General features: G+C 69.6%; 9 protein-coding genes, 1 tRNA gene and 1 rRNA gene. 1 reads left to right on the top strand and 10 read right to left on the bottom strand.

The genetic code is table 11. From position 1 onward, the window contains the following. Positions 1-60: 60 nt before the first annotated feature. The 7 genes from ACFY0P_RS19455 to ACFY0P_RS19425 all read right to left on the bottom strand — a co-directional run bounded on the left by ACFY0P_RS19455 (position 61) and on the right by ACFY0P_RS19425 (position 13,351). A complete protein-coding gene (locus ACFY0P_RS19455; RefSeq protein ID WP_388914196.1) occupies positions 61-606 on the bottom strand; it encodes a CinA family protein in 546 nt (181 codons plus the stop codon). Next, entirely contained in the window at positions 603-1,373 is a 771-nt protein-coding gene (pgsA, locus tag ACFY0P_RS19450) for a CDP-diacylglycerol--glycerol-3-phosphate 3-phosphatidyltransferase (RefSeq protein WP_388914193.1), read from the bottom strand. Before pgsA ends, ACFY0P_RS19455 begins: the two co-directional genes overlap by 4 nt. Beyond that, positions 1,370-2,842, bottom strand: a complete 1,473-nt coding sequence (rimO, locus tag ACFY0P_RS19445) for a 30S ribosomal protein S12 methylthiotransferase RimO (RefSeq protein ID WP_388914190.1) — start codon at positions 2,840-2,842, stop codon at positions 1,370-1,372. The genes pgsA and rimO overlap by 4 nt, the downstream gene beginning before the upstream one ends. A gap of 92 nt (positions 2,843-2,934) precedes the next feature. Next, positions 2,935-3,777 carry a RodZ domain-containing protein gene (locus ACFY0P_RS19440; RefSeq protein WP_388914187.1) on the bottom strand — a complete coding sequence of 281 codons (843 nt, stop codon included), beginning with the start codon at positions 3,775-3,777 and terminating at the stop codon, positions 2,935-2,937. 290 nt (positions 3,778-4,067) lie between these two features. Further along, entirely contained in the window at positions 4,068-6,815 is a 2,748-nt protein-coding gene (locus tag ACFY0P_RS19435) for a DNA translocase FtsK (RefSeq protein WP_388914184.1), read from the bottom strand. Positions 6,816-6,939: 124 nt separating this feature from the next. Further along, complete coding sequence (locus ACFY0P_RS19430) at positions 6,940-7,620, bottom strand: two-component system response regulator (RefSeq protein ID WP_388914181.1); 681 nt, start codon at positions 7,618-7,620, stop codon at positions 6,940-6,942. A gap of 274 nt (positions 7,621-7,894) precedes the next feature. Further along, a complete protein-coding gene (locus tag ACFY0P_RS19425) occupies positions 7,895-13,351 on the bottom strand; it encodes a HAMP domain-containing protein (RefSeq protein ID WP_388914178.1) in 5,457 nt (1,818 codons plus the stop codon). Between the two features lie 398 nt (positions 13,352-13,749). Between ACFY0P_RS19425 and ACFY0P_RS19420 the strand changes: the two genes are divergently transcribed. After that, positions 13,750-16,503, top strand: coding sequence for a SpoIIE family protein phosphatase (locus ACFY0P_RS19420; RefSeq protein ID WP_388914175.1), 2,754 nt, complete (start codon positions 13,750-13,752; stop codon positions 16,501-16,503). Between the two features lie 72 nt (positions 16,504-16,575). On the opposite strand, the gene ACFY0P_RS19415 is transcribed toward ACFY0P_RS19420, so the two are convergent. The 3 genes from ACFY0P_RS19415 to rrf all read right to left on the bottom strand — a co-directional run. Next, positions 16,576-16,651 (bottom strand) — tRNA-Thr (locus ACFY0P_RS19415). A gap of 76 nt (positions 16,652-16,727) precedes the next feature. Continuing rightward, entirely contained in the window at positions 16,728-17,390 is a 663-nt protein-coding gene (locus ACFY0P_RS19410) for a DegT/DnrJ/EryC1/StrS family aminotransferase (RefSeq protein WP_388915350.1), read from the bottom strand. Positions 17,391-17,503: 113 nt separating this feature from the next. After that, positions 17,504-17,596, bottom strand: a 5S ribosomal RNA gene (gene rrf, locus ACFY0P_RS19405); the annotation flags it as partial.

Genomic DNA, 17,596 nt, shown 5'->3' with positions numbered 1-17,596 from the left:
TACCGCCTTGCGCCGCGGCCGTGCGGGGAGCGATGTCGTGTTCACTCAGGGCTGCAAACATCAAAACCCCCCGTTCTGTTCCGTATCCTGTGCCCGCTCATTCCCGGTCTGTTCGCTCGCAAGCTCCCTCAGAAGCAGTGCGAGTACGCTCCGTACACTCTCTCTACGAATTTCCGCGCGGTCGCCGTTCAACCGCAGGGCCTCCACTTTTCCGCCAGCGGCAGAACCGGAACCAGGGCCGAACGGCCCGTCCACGGCCACGAAGACCGTCCCGACCGGCCGGCCGTCCTGCGGTTCCGGTCCGGCGACCCCGGTGGTCGCGAGGCCCCAGTCGGCGCCCAGCGCCTTGCGCACTCCGGCGGCCATCTGGGCCGCCACCTGCGGATCCACGGCTCCCTGCCGGGCCAGCAGGGTGGCGTCGACACCCAGCAGCCCGTGCTTCAGTTCGGTGGCGTAGGCGGTGACGGAGCCCCGGAACGCCTTGGACGCCCCCGGGACCGTTGTGATCTCCGCCGCCACCAGGCCGCCGGTCAGCGACTCTGCGACAGCGAGGGTCTGTCCTCTCACCGTCAGTAGTCGCACCAGTTCGGCGGCCGTGGAATTCACGCTTCCGTCTCCTCCAACGCTGCTGCGCGCTCGGCGATTCCCTGCCGCCGCAGCACAATGGCCTGTCTCACATAGTCGAGGCCGGTGACGACGGTCAGGACGACGGCCGCGGCCATCACCCAGAACCTCAGGGTCGCCAGCCACCCCGTCAGTGCCAGCACGTACATCCCCACGGCCACGCCCTGGGTGAGCGTCTTGAGCTTGCCGCCGCGGCTGGCCGGGATGACGCCGTAGCGGATGACCACGAAACGCATCAGCGTGATGCCGAGTTCCCGGGCGAGGATCACGATCGTCACCCACCAGGGCAGGTCGCCCAGCCCGGACAGACAGATCAGCGCCGCCCCCATGATCGCCTTGTCGGCGATGGGGTCGGCGATCTTCCCGAAGTCGGTGACGAGGTTGTAGGTGCGGGCCAGATGCCCGTCGAACAGGTCGGTGATCATGGCGATGGCGAAGGCGGCCCAGGCGAGCGAGCGCCACGCCGGGTCGTATCCGCCGCCGGCCAGCATCAGGGCGACGAAGCCGGGCACCAGGACCAGCCGGAGCATGGTCAGCAGATTGGCGACGTTCCACAGGCTGGCCTGGTTGACGGCGGCAGCGGCGATCTTCCCACCGCGCGCGGGCCGCTCGCCGCCGTGCGGACCGGAGTCGTGGGAACCGGGGTCACGGGAACCGGAATCCGGGGCGGCACCGGAGGTGGCGGCGGAGCCCGGGGCGCCGTGCGCGCCGGAGGAGCCGCCCGCGGCGGACGCCGGGACTCCGGTCATCTGCCGGCCTCCTCACTCCATGCGGGCGAGCCCTGCAACGGCTCGGCCACCAGGTCGACACCCTCCGTACCGACCACCTTCGCCTCGACCATACGGCCGACGCGCAGTCCCGCGCCGCTGGTGAGCAGTACCTGTCCGTCCGTCTCGGGCGCCTGGTGGGCCGCCCGGCCGTGGACACCGTCCTCGTCGTCCACGGACTCCACGAGGACGTGCACGGTCTCGCCGAGGCGCTCCTCGGCCCGCTGCGAGACGAGCTCCTCGGCGAGCCGGGAGATGTGCGCGAGGCGCTCGGCGACGACCTCCTCGGCGAGCTTGTTCTCGTACGTGGCCGCCTCGGTGCCCTCCTCGTCGGAGTACCCGAAGACACCGATGGCGTCCAGACGCGCGCCGTTCAGGAAGCGCTCCAGCTCGCCGAGGTCGGACTCGGACTCACCGGGGAAGCCGACGATGAAGTTGGAGCGGACACCCGCCTGCGGAGCCTTGCTCCGGATGGTGTCGAGGAGCTCCAGGAAGCGGTCGGTGTCGCCGAAGCGTCGCATGGCCCGCAGCACCCCCGGGGCGGAGTGCTGGAAGGACAGGTCGAAGTACGGGACGACCTTCGGGGTGGAGGTCAGCACGTCGATCAGGCCGGGGCGCATCTCGGCGGGCTGGAGGTAGCTGACGCGCACCCGCTCGACGCCGTCCACCTCGGCGAGCTCAGGCAGCAGGGACTCCAGGAGACGGATGTCACCCAGGTCCTTGCCGTAGGAGGTGTTGTTCTCGGAGACCAGCATGATCTCCTTCACGCCCTGTTCGGCCAGCCACCGGGTCTCGTTCAGCACGTCGCTGGGCCGGCGTGAGATGAAGGAGCCGCGGAAGGACGGGATGGCGCAGAAGGAGCAGCGCCGGTCGCAGCCGGAAGCGAGCTTGACCGAGGCGACGGGGGCACCGTCCAGGCGGCGGCGCAGGGGCGCACGCGGGCCGGAGGCGGGCGCGACGCCATCGGGGAGGTCGGCAGGGCCGTGCCCCGGGAGCGCTACCGCGGCGGCCGAGTCCTGCCGCTCGGCGGGGCTGATGGGCAGCAGCTTGCGCCGGTCGCGCGGGGTGTGCGAGGCGTGGATGCCGCCGTTGAGGATGGTCTGCAGGCGGTCGGAGATGTCGGAGTAGTCGTCGAAGCCCAGCACGCCGTCCGCCTCGGGCAGCGCCTCGGCGAGTTCCTTGCCGTACCGCTCGGCCATGCAGCCCACCGCCACGACGGCCTGGGTTCTGCCGTGGCCCTTGAGGTCGTTGGCCTCCAGGAGGGCGTCGACCGAGTCCTTCTTGGCGGCCTCGACGAATCCACAGGTGTTGACGACGGCGACGTCCGCGTCCGATGCGTCCTCGACGAGCTGCCAGCCGTCCGCCTCCAAACGGCCTGCGAGCTCCTCCGAGTCCACCTCGTTACGGGCGCAGCCGAGAGTGACGAGTGCGACGGTACGGCGTTCAGGCATGGGCTCAAGACTACTTTGTCTGACTGACAGCCCACGTCGAAGGGGCTGGCCGATCATGGCCAACCCCTTGTGTACGTGCATAACCCGAACGATTATCCGACTTCCGGGTCGCCCTTGGTGTACGTCAGACGCTCCACCGCGCCGGGCCGGAACTGGTCCTCGATCTTCTTGCCGTTGACGTAGAGCTGGATGGCTCCGGCGTCGCCGAGGATCAGGTTGATCTTGGAGCTGTCCTGGAAGGTCTTGGACTCGCCCTTCTTCAGGAGCCCGTCGAAGAGCATCCGGCCGTTGTGGTCCTTGGCCGAGATCCAGCTGCGTCCGTTGACCGCGCTGACCTGGACGGTGACCTTGTCCTGGGGCGCGGCGGCGATCGCACTGTCGGAGGGCTCGGGGGTCTTGCCGGGCTTGCTTTCCTTCGGGGTCGGCGAGACCGGCTTGCTGGTCGTCGGGGCGGGGCCCTCGGCGACCGACTGCTTGGCGTCGTCGCCGTTGCCGCCCTTGAAGGCGGTGAAGCCGACGAAACCGATCACGACGACGATCGCCGCGACCATGGCCGCCGTCCAGTTGGGTCCGCGCCGCTCGGGGCGGATACGTTCCGCCTCGAACAGCGGCGCGGCGGGCGTCGGCGCGGGCCGCCCACCACCGTGCTCCGCCGCGAACTGCGCGAGCAGCGGCTCGGGGTCGATACCGACGGCCTTGGCCAGGGTCCGGATGTGCCCGCGGGCGTAGACGTCGCCGCCGCAGGGGGCGAAGTCGTCGGCCTCGATGGCGTGCACGATGGCGATACGGACCCGGGTGCTCCCGCTGATGTCGTCGACGGTCAGCCCGGCGGCGATGCGGGCCTGCTTGAGGGCTCGGCCTACGGAGGGGCGGTTTTCCTCGGACACGTCTGGGAACGGACGCTCGTCTTCAGGGGAGTTGCTGCCGATGGACACGGGGGCGCCTTTCGAGCGTGTAGCCACCTGTGCTGGAGGTTCAGTCTATGGGGGGTGCGAAAGGGTGAGGCAACCGGGCGGTACGACTTTGTACGCCATCGGTATGGCCCGACATCCCGATGACGGGTCAGGTGTGCGCCCCAGCATGGGGTGCACACCTTTCCTCTCGCTCAACTTGACGTACGTCAAAGGGAAACGGTTGCCCGACGGTCCCTAACGGGTGGATCACGGTGATGACGCCACCCGGACCGCGGGCGCCCGTAGCCCTCAGACAGGTCTCCCCTTCAGATCTACCCCTCGGACTCCCCGCGGATCACAGCAAGCACCCCGTCCAGCTCATCGGGTTTCACCAGAACGTCACGCGCCTTGGACCCCTCGCTCGGCCCGACCACACCGCGCGACTCCATGAGGTCCATGAGCCGGCCGGCCTTGGCGAAGCCGACGCGCAGCTTGCGCTGGAGCATCGACGTGGAGCCGAACTGCGTCGAGACGACCAGTTCAGCGGCCTGGCAGAGCAGGTCGAGGTCGTCGCCGATGTCCTCGTCGATCTCCTTCTTCTGCTTGGAGCCCACGGTGACGTCGTCCCGGAAGACCGGCGCCATCTGGTCCTTGCAGTGCTGGACGACGACGGCGACCTCCTCCTCGGTGACGAACGCGCCCTGCATACGGGTCGGCTTGTTCGCCCCCATCGGCAGGAAGAGGCCGTCGCCCTTGCCGATGAGTTTCTCGGCACCGGGCTGGTCGAGGATGACGCGGCTGTCGGCGAGCGAGGAGGTGGCGAAGGCGAGCCGGGAGGGCACGTTCGCCTTGATGAGACCGGTGACCACGTCGACCGACGGGCGCTGGGTGGCGAGCACCAGGTGGATGCCGGCCGCGCGCGCGAGCTGCGTGATCCGAACGATCGCGTCCTCGACGTCGCGCGGGGCGACCATCATCAGGTCGGCCAGCTCGTCGACGATCACCAGCAGGTACGGGTACGGCTGCAGCTCCCGCTCGCTGCCCTCGGGGAGCTTGACCTTGCCCTCGCGGATCGCCTTGTTGAAGTCGTCGATGTGCCGGAACCCGAACGCGGCCAGGTCGTCGTAGCGCAGGTCCATCTCGCGCACGACCCACTGGAGCGCCTCGGCGGCCCGCTTCGGGTTGGTGATGATCGGCGTGATCAGGTGCGGGATGCCCTCGTACGCGGTCAGCTCGACGCGCTTGGGGTCGACGAGGACCATCCGCACGTCCTCCGGGGTCGCCCGCATCATGACCGAGGTGATCAGGCAGTTGATGCAGGACGACTTGCCGGAGCCGGTGGCGCCGGCGACGAGCATGTGCGGCATCTTCGCCAGCGAGTGCATGACGTAGCCGCCCTCGACGTCCTTGCCGAAGGCGACCAGCATCGGGTCGTCGTCCTCGGCGGACTCGGCGAGCCGCAGCACGTCTCCGAGGTTGACCATCTCGCGGTCGGTGTTGGGGATCTCGATGCCGACCGCGGACTTGCCGGGGATCGGGCTGATGATCCGCACGTCCGGGCTGGCCACGGCGTACGCGATGTTCTTGGTGAGCGCGGTGATCCGCTCGACCTTCACGGCGGGGCCGAGTTCGACCTCGTAGCGGGTGACCGTCGGCCCGCGGGTGAAGCCGGTGACGGCCGCGTCGACCTTGAACTCCGAGAAGACGTTGGTGAGCGAGGCGACCACCCGGTCGTTGGCCTCGCTGCGCGCCTTGCCGGGGCCGCCGCGGGTGAGGAGGTCGAGCGAGGGCAGCGAGTAGGTGATGTCGCCGGAGAGCTGGAGCTGCTCGGCGCGCGGGGGCAGGTCGCGGGGCTCCTCGGGGGCCGGTTTGGTGAGGTCCGCGACGACCTGCTCGACCTTGAGCCTCTCCTGCTTGGGGCGGGCGGCCGGTACCGGACTCGGGCTCGGGGCCGGCACGGGCGTGGGCGTGGTGTCCTCGCGGTCGCCGACGCTGACGCCCTGAGTGAGGTCGGCGACGAGCGGCGAGGGCGGCATGCCGTGCAGGACGGCGCCGTCGAGCGCGGCCGCGGCGGCCGCCGCGACGTCCACGGCGTCCATCTGCCGCCCCAGCTCGGGCTGCGGCACGGCAGAGCGCCGCGGGCGGCCCCGGCGCTTGGCGAGGGCCTCCTGCTCGGCGCTGTCGGGGTCGTACTCCTGGGGGGCGCCGGAGCGCCTGCGGGGGCGCGCGGGCAGTGCCTGGCGCCACTGCTCGTCGTAGCGCTCGTCGTCCTCGCTGTACTCCGGGTACGCGTCGTCGGGCTCGGGGTCGTGCAGCAGCCCGAGGCGGGCGCCGAGCGTCCGCAGCCGCTGCGGGATGGCGTTCACCGGGGTCGCGGTGACCACGAGCAACCCGAAGATCGTGAGCAGCACCAGCAGGGGTACGGCCAGGACCTCGGTCATGGTGTACGTCAGCGGGGTCGCCGCCGCCCAGCCGATGAGGCCGCCGGCGTCCCTTATGCCCTGCATGCCGTCGCTGCGGGCGGGCGAGCCGCAGGCGATGTGCACCTGACCGAGCACGCCGATGACCAGTGCCGACAGGCCGATCACGATCCGCCCGTTGGCCTCCTGCTGCTCGGGATGGCGCATGAACCGCACGGCGATCATCGCGAGCAGTATCGGCACCAGCAGGTCGAGGCGGCCGAAGGCGCCGGTGACGAGGATCTCGACCAGGTCGCCGACCGGGCCGCGCAGGTCGGCCCAGGTGCCGGCGGCGACGATCAGGGCGATGCCGAGCAGGAGCAGGGCGATGCCGTCCTTGCGGTGGGCCGGGTCCAGGTTCTTGGCTCCCTGTCCTATGCCGCGGAAGACCGCACCGACGGCGTGCGCGACGCCGAGCCAGAGGGCGCGCACCAGGCGGTACACGCCCCCGGTGGGGCTGGGCGCCGGCTTGGGTGCCGGCGCGGACTTCTTCGCCGCGGTCCTCTTGGCGGGCGCCTTCTTGGCCGGGGCTTTCTTCGCGGCGGCCTTCTTCGCCGGAGCCTTCGAGGGAGCGGCCTTCTTCGCGGGCTGCTTCTTGGCTGCCGAGGGACGTGAGGCCATGGGTGTGAGGTTACCGGGGGATGCGACAGGGGACACGTGTGCCCACAGCTTCACCCGTTCGTGTCGCCCTTTCCGAGGCGCAGAACTGACGCACGCTCATGGGCAACTGCGTCCGGGGTCGCGGTCAGTTCTGCGCAGGGAGCGGTGCGGTGCTGCCGCCCGTGCCCGGCTCGAGGGCGTCGAGCGCCCGGCGCAGGCCGGTGAGTTTGCGCTCCAGGTGGGCCGCCGTGGCCACCGCGGCCGCGTCCGCGGACTCGTCGTCCAGCTGCTTGGACAGCGCCTCGGCCTGCTCCTCCACGGCCGCGAGCCGGGCGGACAGCTCGGCGAGCAGTCCCGCGGACTCCTTGCCGGCGACCGCGCCCTTGCCGCCGCCCTCCAACTGGAGCCGCAGCAGCGCCGCCTGCTCGCGCAGCTGGCAGTTCTTCATGTACAGCTCGACGAACACCGAGACCTTGGCGCGCAGCACCCACGGGTCGAAGGGCTTGGAGATGTAGTCGACCGCGCCCGCGGCGTAGCCCCGGAAGGTGTGGTGCGGACCGTGGTTGATGGCCGTCAGGAAGATGATCGGGATGTCCCGGGTCCGCTCCCGCCGCTTGATGTGCGCCGCGGTCTCGAAACCGTCCATGCCCGGCATCTGGACGTCCAGCAGAATGACCGCGAAGTCGTCCGTGAGCAGTGCCTTGAGCGCTTCCTCCCCGGACGATGCCCGCACCAGTGTCTGATCGAGCGCAGAGAGGATGGCCTCCAGCGCCAGCAGATTCTCCGGCCGGTCATCGACCAGGAGGATCTTGGCCTTCTGCACCATGGCCCGCCCTCCTCGCCCCGGATGTGCACCGGGCGCCGCCCCAGGGGACGACTCCCTTTCGCCGCCCGTCCTTGTGCCGGTCATGGTAGCCGCACCCCGCCTGTCGCCACACCCTGTCACCGCGATGTCACTGTGCACGTAGCAGAAACGCAGCCGGGGACCAGAAGGTTCCCCCAATCCCGCACTTCTACACGGGTTCCGCCACCGTGAGTCAGCAACTCCCCGTGCACACGGAAGGTTCCCTCAACATTCACATCACACCTGACCGTTCCGGTCACTCCGCGCGCATCCACTGCTCCATCACCGCCAGCAGGTGATCGGGATCGACCGGCTTGGTGACGTAGTCGGAGGCGCCCGACTCGATGGCCTTCTCCCGGTCGCCCTTCATGGCCTTCGCGGTGAGCGCGATGATAGGCAGCCCGGCGAACTGCGGCATCCGACGGATGGCGTTGGTCGTGGCATAGCCATCCATCTCGGGCATCATGATGTCCATCAGGACGACCGCGACATCGTCGTGCTGTTCGAGGACCTCGATGCCCTCCCGGCCGTTCTCGGCGTACAGCACCGACAGGCCGTGCTGCTCCAGGACGCTGGTGAGTGCGAAGACGTTGCGGATGTCGTCGTCGACGATCAGCACCTTCTCGCCGCCGAACCGCATGCCCCGGCGCGGCTGCGGGGACGTCGCCTCCTGCTCGGCGAGCACCGGCCACGCCTCGGCCACCGGAGCCCCCCGGCGGCGGCGCCGGAAGAGCGCGGCGGCGCCGTTCTGGGTCTCCTGGTACGACTTCACCTCGGCCGGCGTCTCGATCTCCACGCCGGACAGCTCCAGCGCGAGGTGCTGCGAGGCGACCAGGTCCCCGGCCTCCAGCTGGGGCACGGACTGCTGGTAGCCCTGCGGCGGCAGCTCGCTGGGGTGCAGCGGCAAGTAGAGCGTGAACGTGGAGCCGCGGCCCGGCTCGCTCTGTGCGTAGATCTCACCGCCCAGCAGCTGCGCGATCTCCCGCGAGATCGACAGCCCGAGGCCCGTACCGCCGTACTTGCGGCTGGTCGTGCCGTCGGCCTGCTTGAACGCCTCGAAGATCACCCGCATCTTGCTGGCCGCGATCCCGATACCGGTGTCGGTCACCGAGAACGCGATCAGCGGCGCGTCCGGATCGCTGAGCGAACCGGCCTCCAGGAGCTGCTCCCTGATCCCCACCGGGACGTCGCCGCTCGCCGGCCGGATCACCAGCTCCACCGAGCCGGAGTCGGTGAACTTCACCGCGTTGGACAGCAGGTTGCGCAGCACCTGCAGGAGCCGCTGCTCGTCGGTGTGCAGGGTGGCGGGCAGCTCCGGGGAGACCCGCACCGACAGGTCGAGGCCCTTCTCCGCGGTCAGCGGCCGGAAGGTGGCCTCCACGTAGTCCACCAGCTGAACCAGCGCGATACGCGTCGGGGAGACGTCCATCTTGCCCGCCTCGACCTTCGACAGGTCCAGGATGTCGTTGATCAGCTGGAGCAGGTCGGATCCCGCGCCGTGGATGGTCTCGGCGAACTCCACCTGCTTCGGCGACAGATTGCCCTCGGCGTTGTCGGCGAGCAGCTTGGCCAGGATCAGCAGCGAGTTGAGCGGGGTGCGCAGCTCGTGCGACATGTTGGCGAGGAACTCGCTCTTGTAGCGCATGGAGACGGCGAGTTGCTCGGCACGCTCCTCCAGCACCTGCCGGGCCTCCTCGATCTCGGTGTTCTTCACCTCGATGTCCCGGTTCTGCTGGGCCAGCAGCTCGGCCTTCTCCTCCAGTTCGGCGTTGGACGCCTGGAGGGCCTTCTGCCGGTTCTCCAGCTCGGCCGACCGCTCCTGGAGCTGCTCGGTCAGCTCCTGCGACTGCTTCAGCAGCACCTCGGTCTTGGTGTTGACGGAGATGGTGTTGACGCTGGTCGCGATCATCTCGGCGATCTGGTTGAGGAAGTCCTTCTGGATCTGCGTGAACGGCGTGAAGGAGGCCAGCTCGATCACGCCGAGCACCTTGCCCTCGAACAGCACCGGAAGCACGATCACCTGCGCCGGCGGAGCCTCACCGAGCCCGGAGGAGATCTTCAGGTAGCCCGTGGGCGCCTTCTCCACCAGGATCGTGCGCTTCTCCTGGGCGGCGGTCCCGATCAGCGCCTCACCGGGCCGGAACGACGTCGGCATGGAGCCCATCGAGTAGCCGTACGACCCGAGCATCCGCAGTTCGTACGCGTCCTCGTTCTCGGCGTTCATGTCCTTGCCGTCGACCAGCGGCATCGCCAGGAAGAACGCGCCGTGCTGCGCGGTCACCACCGGCGTCAGCTCGCTCATGATCAGGGAGGCCACGTCCTCCAGGTCGCGGCGGCCCTGCATCAGCGCGGAGATCCGCGCGAGGTTGCCCTTGAGCCAGTCCTGCTCCTGGTTGGCCACCGTGGTGTCGCGCAGGTTGGCGATCATCTTGTTGATGTAGTCCTGGAGTTCCTGGATCTCGCCGGACGCGTCCACGTCGATCTTCAGGTTCAGGTCGCCGCGGGTCACCGCGGTCGCCACGCGCGCGATGGCACGCACCTGCCGGGTCAGGTTCCCGGCCATCTCGTTCACGGACTCGGTGAGGTCCCGCCAGGTGCCGTCCACGTCACGCACGCGTGCCTGCCCCCCGAGCGCCCCCTCGGTGCCCACCTCGCGGGCGACCCGGGTGACCTCCTCCGCGAAACTCGACAGCTGATCGACCATCGTGTTGATCGTCGTCTTGAGCTCGAGGATCTCGCCGCGCGCGTCGATGTCGATCTTCTTGGTCAGGTCACCCTTGGCGATGGCCGTGGTGACCATCGCGATGTTCCGCACCTGGCCGGTCAGGTTGGACGCCATCTGGTTCACCGACTCGGTGAGGTCCTTCCACGTACCCGCCACACCCGGCACGTGCGCCTGACCGCCCAGGATGCCGTCCGTGCCCACCTCACGGGCCACCTTGGTGACCTGGTCGGCGAACGAACTCAGCGTCTTCACCATCTGGTTGATGGTGTCGGCGAGCTGGGCCACCTCGCCGCTCGCCTCGATGGTGACCTGCCGGGTCAGGTCTCCGTTGGCGACCGCCGCCGAGACCTGGGAGATGTTCCGCACCTGCATGGTCAGGTTGTTGGCCATCTGGTTCACGTTGTTGCTGAGGTCCTTCCAGATGCCCGTGACACCCGGAACCCGCGCCTGGCCGCCCAGGATGCCCTCGGTGCCCACCTCACGGGCCACCCGGGTCACCTGCTCCGCGAAACTCGACAGCTGGTCGACCATGGTGTTGACCGTCGTGACGAGCTCGAGGATCTCGCCCTTCGCGTCAACGGTGATCTTCTTCGACAGGTCGCCCTTGGCGACCGCCGTCGTGACCTCGGCGATGTTGCGCACCTGGATGGTCAGGTTGTTCGCCATGAAGTTCACGGACTGGGTGAGGTCCTTCCAGGTGCCCGCGACCCCCTGCACCTCGGCCTGGCCGCCCAGGATGCCCTCGGTGCCCACCTCGCGCGCCACGCGCGTGACCTCCTGGGCGAACGACGACAGCTGGTCGACCATCGTGTTCAGGGTGTTCTTCAGCTCCTGGATCTCACCGCGCGCGTCCACGGTGATCTTCTGGGAGAGGTCGCCGCGGGCCACCGCGGTGGCGACCTGGGCGATGTTGCGCACCTGGGCCGTCAGGTTGCCGGCCATGCCGTTCACGGAATCCGTCAGGTCCCGCCACACACCGGCCACGCCGGGCACCTGCGCCTGACCGCCCAGCCGTCCCTCCGTACCCACCTCACGGGCCACCTTGGTGACCTGGTCGGCGAAGGCGGACAGCTGATCGACCATCGTGTTGATCGTGTTCTTCAGCTCGAGGATCTCGCCGCGCGCGTCGACGTCGATCTTCTGGGACAGGTCGCCCCGCGCCACCGCCGTCGTCACCTGGGCGATCTGCCGCACCTGTGAAGTCAGGTTGCCGGCCATGAAGTTGACGGAATCCGTCAGCTCCTTCCAGGTGCCCGAGACGCCGTCCACCCGGGCCTGGCCGCCGAGGCGGCCCTCGGTGCCCACGTCCCGGGCCATCCGCGTCACCTGGTCGGCGAAGCTGGAGAGCTGGTCCACCATCGTGTTCACGGTGTTCTTCAGCTTCAGCATCTCGCCGGAGACGTCGACCGTGACCTTCTGCGACAGATCACCGTTGGCCACCGCCGTCGTCACCTGGGCGATGTTGCGGACCTGGCCGGTGAGGTTGCGGAACGCGGTGTTGACGGAGTCGGTCAGATCCTTCCAGGTACCGGCGGCCCCCGGCACCTGTGCCTGGCCGCCCAGCTCACCCTCGACACCGATCTCCCGGGCCACGCGGGTGACCTCGGCACCGAACGACGACAGTTGATCAACCATGCCGTTGACGGTGTTCTTCAGCTCCAGCATCTCGCCGGCCACGTCGACCGTGACCTTCTGCGACAGATCACCGTTGGCCACCGCCGTCGTCACGGCGGCGATGTCGCGCACCTGGGTGGTCAGGTTCCGGAACACCGTGTTGACGGAGTCGGTCAGGTCCTTCCAGGTGCCCGCCGCCCCCGGCACGTTCGCCTGCCCGCCGAGCCGCCCCTCGCCGCCGACCTCGTTGGCCACCCGCGTGACCTCGTCCGCGAAGATCCGCAGCGTCTCGGTCATCTGGTTGATCGTCTCGGCGAGCTGCGCGACCTCACCGCGCGCCGGGACGGTCACCTTCCGTGACAGGTCACCGTTGGCGACCGCGGTGGTCACCTCCGAGATCCCGCGCACCTGGGCCGTCAGGTTGCCGGCCATGGTGTTGACGGAGTCCGTGAGCTCCTTCCACGTCCCCGCGACCCCCGGCACGTGCGCCTGACCGCCCAGGATGCCGTCCGTGCCCACCTCACGGGCGACCCGGGTCACCTCGGAGGAGAACGCCGACAGCTGGTCCACCATCGTGTTGACGGTTTCCTTCAGCTCCAGCATCTCGCCGGCGACCTGGACCGTGACCTTCCGCGACAGGTCACCCTTGGCGACCGCCGTCGTCACCAGCGCGATGTCCCGCACCTGTGCCGTCAACCGGTACGCCATCGTGTTCACCGAGTCCGTGAGGTCCCGCCACGAACCGGACATACCGCGCACCCGGGCCTGACCGCCCAGCTTGCCCTCGGTGCCCACCTCGCTGGCCACCCGCGTGACCTCGTCGGTGAACGTCGACAACTGGTCGACCAGGTTGTTGACGGTCCGGCCGACCTTCAGGAACTCACCGCGCAGCGGATGTCCGGCCCCGTCCGGCGACGGCGACCGCAACTCCATGCGCGGCGACAGGTCGCCCTCGGCCACCGCCGTCAGGACCCGCCCCACCTCGGAGACCGGCCGTACCAGGTCGTCGACGAGGGCGTTGGAGTTGTCGATGGCAGCCGCCCAGGAGCCCTCGCAGGCGCCCGTCTCCAGCCGCTCCGTGAGCTTTCCCTCACGTCCGACGACACGCCGTACCCGCGACAGCTCACCCGTGAGGTGGAGATTGCGGTCGGCCACCTCGTTGAAGACCGCCGCGATCTCCGACATCACGCCGTCCCCGGACACCGTGAGCCGCTTGCGGAAGTTGCCTTCCCGCATCGCCACGAGCGCCACCAGCAACCGGTTCAGTGAAGCCGTGTCCACCGCGGTCGTCCCGTCACCGCCCCGCTGCCTGCTCAGGGACGGTCCGCCCTTCGCGCGCGCCTTAGTGCTCCGCGCCGCTGCGCCAGACTCCACTGTGTCCCTCCCGCAGGGGTCGACCGTTACTGCTGTGCTCGGACACCGCCATACTCGGCGTACCGCTTACTTCGGCGTACCAGTTACTGCTGCGTATTTCTGCCAGACGAGATCCGGCCACACCAGGGGCTGCTGCCCGCCGTACACGCAACGCATTCGGGCTGACCGGACCTTCATCACAAGCTTGCCCAGTGTTTCACCCTCCCCGAACCAGGCCATAACAGTTCGGCAGCTTCGCACATCGTCCGCACACCCTGGGGGCGTAAACACTGGCGACCGGCATCCGCTCGGACGGCGAAGGTAAGTAACCTTGCATGCGGCTGTCCAGCCGCACCGGTCCGTCCGGCCTGGGCGGTGGCACGAGAACGAGCGGGCATTCGGAGGGGCGGCCGCAGACCATGACCACCGGAGTGATCCCCGGGGGACACAACCCGGAGCCACGGCCCACGGGCGAGCGCATGCCGCACCAGCGGCACCAGCCCGGCCAGGCAAGCCCGCATGTCGAGACACGGTCGAGGAGTTCTGTGATCACCGCGCGCGCGGCCGCCACCTTCGAGCCCGTCGGGCGATCGGTCGCGACCGCCCGCTCCTTCGTCCGCGACACGCTCCAGGGCTGGGGCTTCGCGGACATCGTCGACGACGCGGTAGTCCTCACCAGCGAACTCGTGACCAACGCCGTGGTGCACGCCGGCACCCACGCCGACGTCCTGTGCCTGCGCACGGACGACGGGGTACGCATCGAAGTCGCCGACCGCTACCCGGAACGCGAGGTCCCGCTCCAGGGCTCCGCCGTCAACATGGGCAGCCCCGACCGCGAGGGCGGCCGCGGACTGCAGCTCTGCGCGGCCCTCGCCACCCGCTGGGGTGTCGAATACACGTCCACGCACAAAAATGTCTGGTTCCAGCTCGATCTCCCCGAACGCCCGGTGGGCACCCGTGCGGCCGGACCGTCCCTCCCCGCCGACCTGCTGCCCCTCGCCGACGGCCGGGTCCGGGTCGCGGTCGTCCAGATCGACCGCAAGGGCTCCATCTCGGCCTGGAACGAGGACGCCGAGGAGATCTTCGGCCACACCGCCGCCGAGGTCACCGGCAAACCGCTCGCCGACCTCGCCGCCTGGCCGCACACCCCCGGCACCGGCACCGGCGTCGCCGAGGCCCTCCAGCTCTCCCGCTGGGAGGGCAGCTACGGCATCCGCGGCGCCGACGGCCGCGTGACCCCCGTCTACGCCTCGCACCTGAGAGTCCGTGACACCGGCGGCGAGCCCTCCACGGTCTGCCTCCTCGTACGCGACCACGAACGAGCCGTCCTCCAGACCCCGTTGCGCGTCCCCGCCTCCGACGCCGGCGGCGCCTCCGACGGCCAGAGCAGCGACCCCTTCGAGGTGTTCATCGGCTCCCCGGCCCCGGACGACCTCGACGGCCTCCTCCAGCGCACCGTCGAACGCTCCCGCGACATGCTCGACGGCGACTCCGCGTTCCTGCTCCTCGCCACCGACGACGAGACCGAGTTGGAGGTCCGCGCCTCCACCGGGCTCCCGTCGGCCCGTCAGCGCTTCGCACGCGTGCCGGTGGAAGCCGGCCCCGGCCGCTACGGCTCGGCCCGGATGCCGGCCGTACACGACGATCTGGCGGCCGTTCCCGGCGCGGTCCCCCTCCTGGCAGGCACCGGCATGCGCTCGGTCGTCACGGTCCCGCTGAAGGTCGAGGGCCGCCTCACCGGCTCCCTGGGCGTCGCGGCCGAGGCACCGGGCAGATACTCCAACGAGGAGGCGCTGCGCCTCCAGTTCGCCGCCGACCGCATCGCCCTGGCCGTCGAGTCGGCCCGCCTCGGCGAGCTGGAGCGGCTGCGCCGCGGCTCGCTCAGCTTCCTCGTCGAGGCCTCCGACCTGCTCGCCGGCACCCTGGACCGCGACCAGACCCTCGCCCTGATGGCCCAGATGACGGTCCCGACGCTCGCCACCTGGTGCGCCGTCTACACCATCGCCGACCAGGCCTCCGAGCCGTACCTGTCGTACGTCCTGCACGAGGACGAGGAACTCATCGACGGCATCAAGTCGTTGCTCTCCAAGGTGCCCCCGCCGGATCCGGTACCCACGCCCGGCGCCCGGGTCTGGAGCGCCCCCGGCGAGCACGCCCACCAGGCCGCCCTGCGCAGCTCGATGCGCAGCCTCGGCCTGACCGGTGGCCCCACCCGCCAGGTCTCCTCCGGCATCGGCCCGACGCTCGCCACCGCCTCCGCGGTGGGCGGCGAGACGGTGGTCCTCCCGCTGGTCGCCCGCAACCGCGTCATCGGCATGCTCACCCTCGGCAAGCCCACCGACGAACACTTCCGCCAGGAGATCCTGGAACTGGCCGAGGACCTGTCCCGCCGGGCCGCCCTGGCCCTCGACAACGCCCGCCTGTACTCCGAGCGCACGGCCATCAGCCAGGCCCTCCAGCGCAGCCTCCTGCCTCCGGGCACCCCGCACATCGAGGGCATGGAGGTCGAGGTCATCTACCGCGCGGCCGGCGAGGGCAACGAGGTCGGCGGCGACTTCTACGACGTCTTCCCGATCGCCGACAACGCGTACGGCTTCGCCATCGGCGACGTCTGCGGCACGGGCCCCAACGCGGCTGCGGTGACCGGCCTCGCCCGGCACGCACTGCGCCTGCTCGCCCGGGAGGGCCTCAGCGGTCCCGCGGTCCTGGAGCGCCTCAACTCGGCCATCCTGGACGAGGGGGCCCGCAGCCGCTTCCTGACCCTCCTGTACGGCGAGATGCGCCTCCAGGAGGACGGCAGCGCGGAGATGAAGGTGGTCTGCGCCGGCCACCCGCTGCCGCTGCGCCTGCGGCAGGACGGCACCGTGGAGGCGGCCGCCGAGCCGCAGCCCCTCCTCGGTGTCATCGAGGACCTGGAGCTGTACGAGCAGACGGTCACCCTCGACCCGGGCGACGTCCTCCTCTGCGTCACGGACGGCGTGACGGAACGCCGGGAGGGCACGCGCATGCTCGGCGACGACGGCCTCGCGGACGTCCTGACGACCTGTACGGGCCTCACGGCGGGCGCGGTCGCCGCACGCATCATGCGCGCGGTGGAGCGCTTCGCGTCCGATGCCCCGTCCGACGACATGGCCATTCTGGCGATGCGGGTCCCCGGTCTCCAGAAGGACTGAGAGCGGGGCCGGCGGGGGCCGGCAGAGGGGAACACAAAAAAGTCCCGCCCTTTCGGGCGGGACTTTTCCTGCTGGAGCCCCCAAACGGAATCGAACCGTTGACCTTCTCCTTACCATGGAGACGCTCTGCCGACTGAGCTATAGGGGCCTGTTGCCTTTTCGAGGTTTCCCCCGGCGGCAACGGAATAGATCATACCCCGAACGGACCCGAGTCCCAAACTCGTTCAGAAGGCGGGCTGAAGCAGTCCGCCGAGGGCATTGCAGGCGGACACGATCCGCTGCATCTCCCGCTTCGTCAGCGAGGCGTCCACGGGCAGCGCCAGCGTCTCGTCAGCGGCCACCTCGGTCTCCGGCAGCGAGACACAGCGCCGGAATTCCGGCAGCCGGTGTACCGGCGTCTTCACCGGCACCCGGCAGTCAACTCCCTTGCCCCGCAGGGCCCGAGCGAAGGCGTCCCGGTCGGGCCGGCCGTTCCCCGGCACCCGCACGACGTACTGCTGGTAGGTGTGCCCGTCACCGCCGTCCGGGGTCCGCACACCGCGCAGCTTCGCATCGAGATAGGAGGCCCGCTGCCGACGCTGCGCGATCTCGTCGTACGGAGCCTCGGACTCGCCCTGCTCCAGCACCAGCAGCCCGTGCCGCTGCCCCAGCTCACGCAACCGCCGGATGTCGGCCCACCGTCCGAACCGGTGGACGACAACCACCGCTGCGGAACGGGCAGTTACGGCCGCTTCCACCGCCGTCACGTCTAGGCAGTAGGTCAGCGGATCTATGTCGGCGAACACCGGAAGCGCACCGGCCAGTGTCACGGCCTCGGCGACTTCGACGTTCCCGAAGGCCGGCACGATGACCTCGTCGCCGACTCCGACACCGGCGGCCCTGAGCATTGCAGCAGTACCCATGCCGCGATGCTCGGCGCGGAACGTGAACGACACGTTACGCAAACCAAAAAAGGGTTGGACCCGGAACCGAAGTTCCAGATCCAACCCTTTCAAAGATTGTTCGGCGGTGTCCTACTCTCCCACAGGGTCCCCCCTGCAGTACCATCGGCGCTGTGAGGCTTAGCTTCCGGGTTCGGAATGTAACCGGGCGT

The sequence above is a fragment of the Streptomyces sp. NPDC001714 genome (genome assembly GCF_042892755.1).
Taxonomy (GTDB): Bacteria; Actinomycetota; Actinomycetes; order Streptomycetales; family Streptomycetaceae; genus Streptomyces.
The sequence above is the reverse complement of the archived record's forward strand: the minus strand, read 5'-3'. Positions and strand labels throughout refer to the sequence as shown.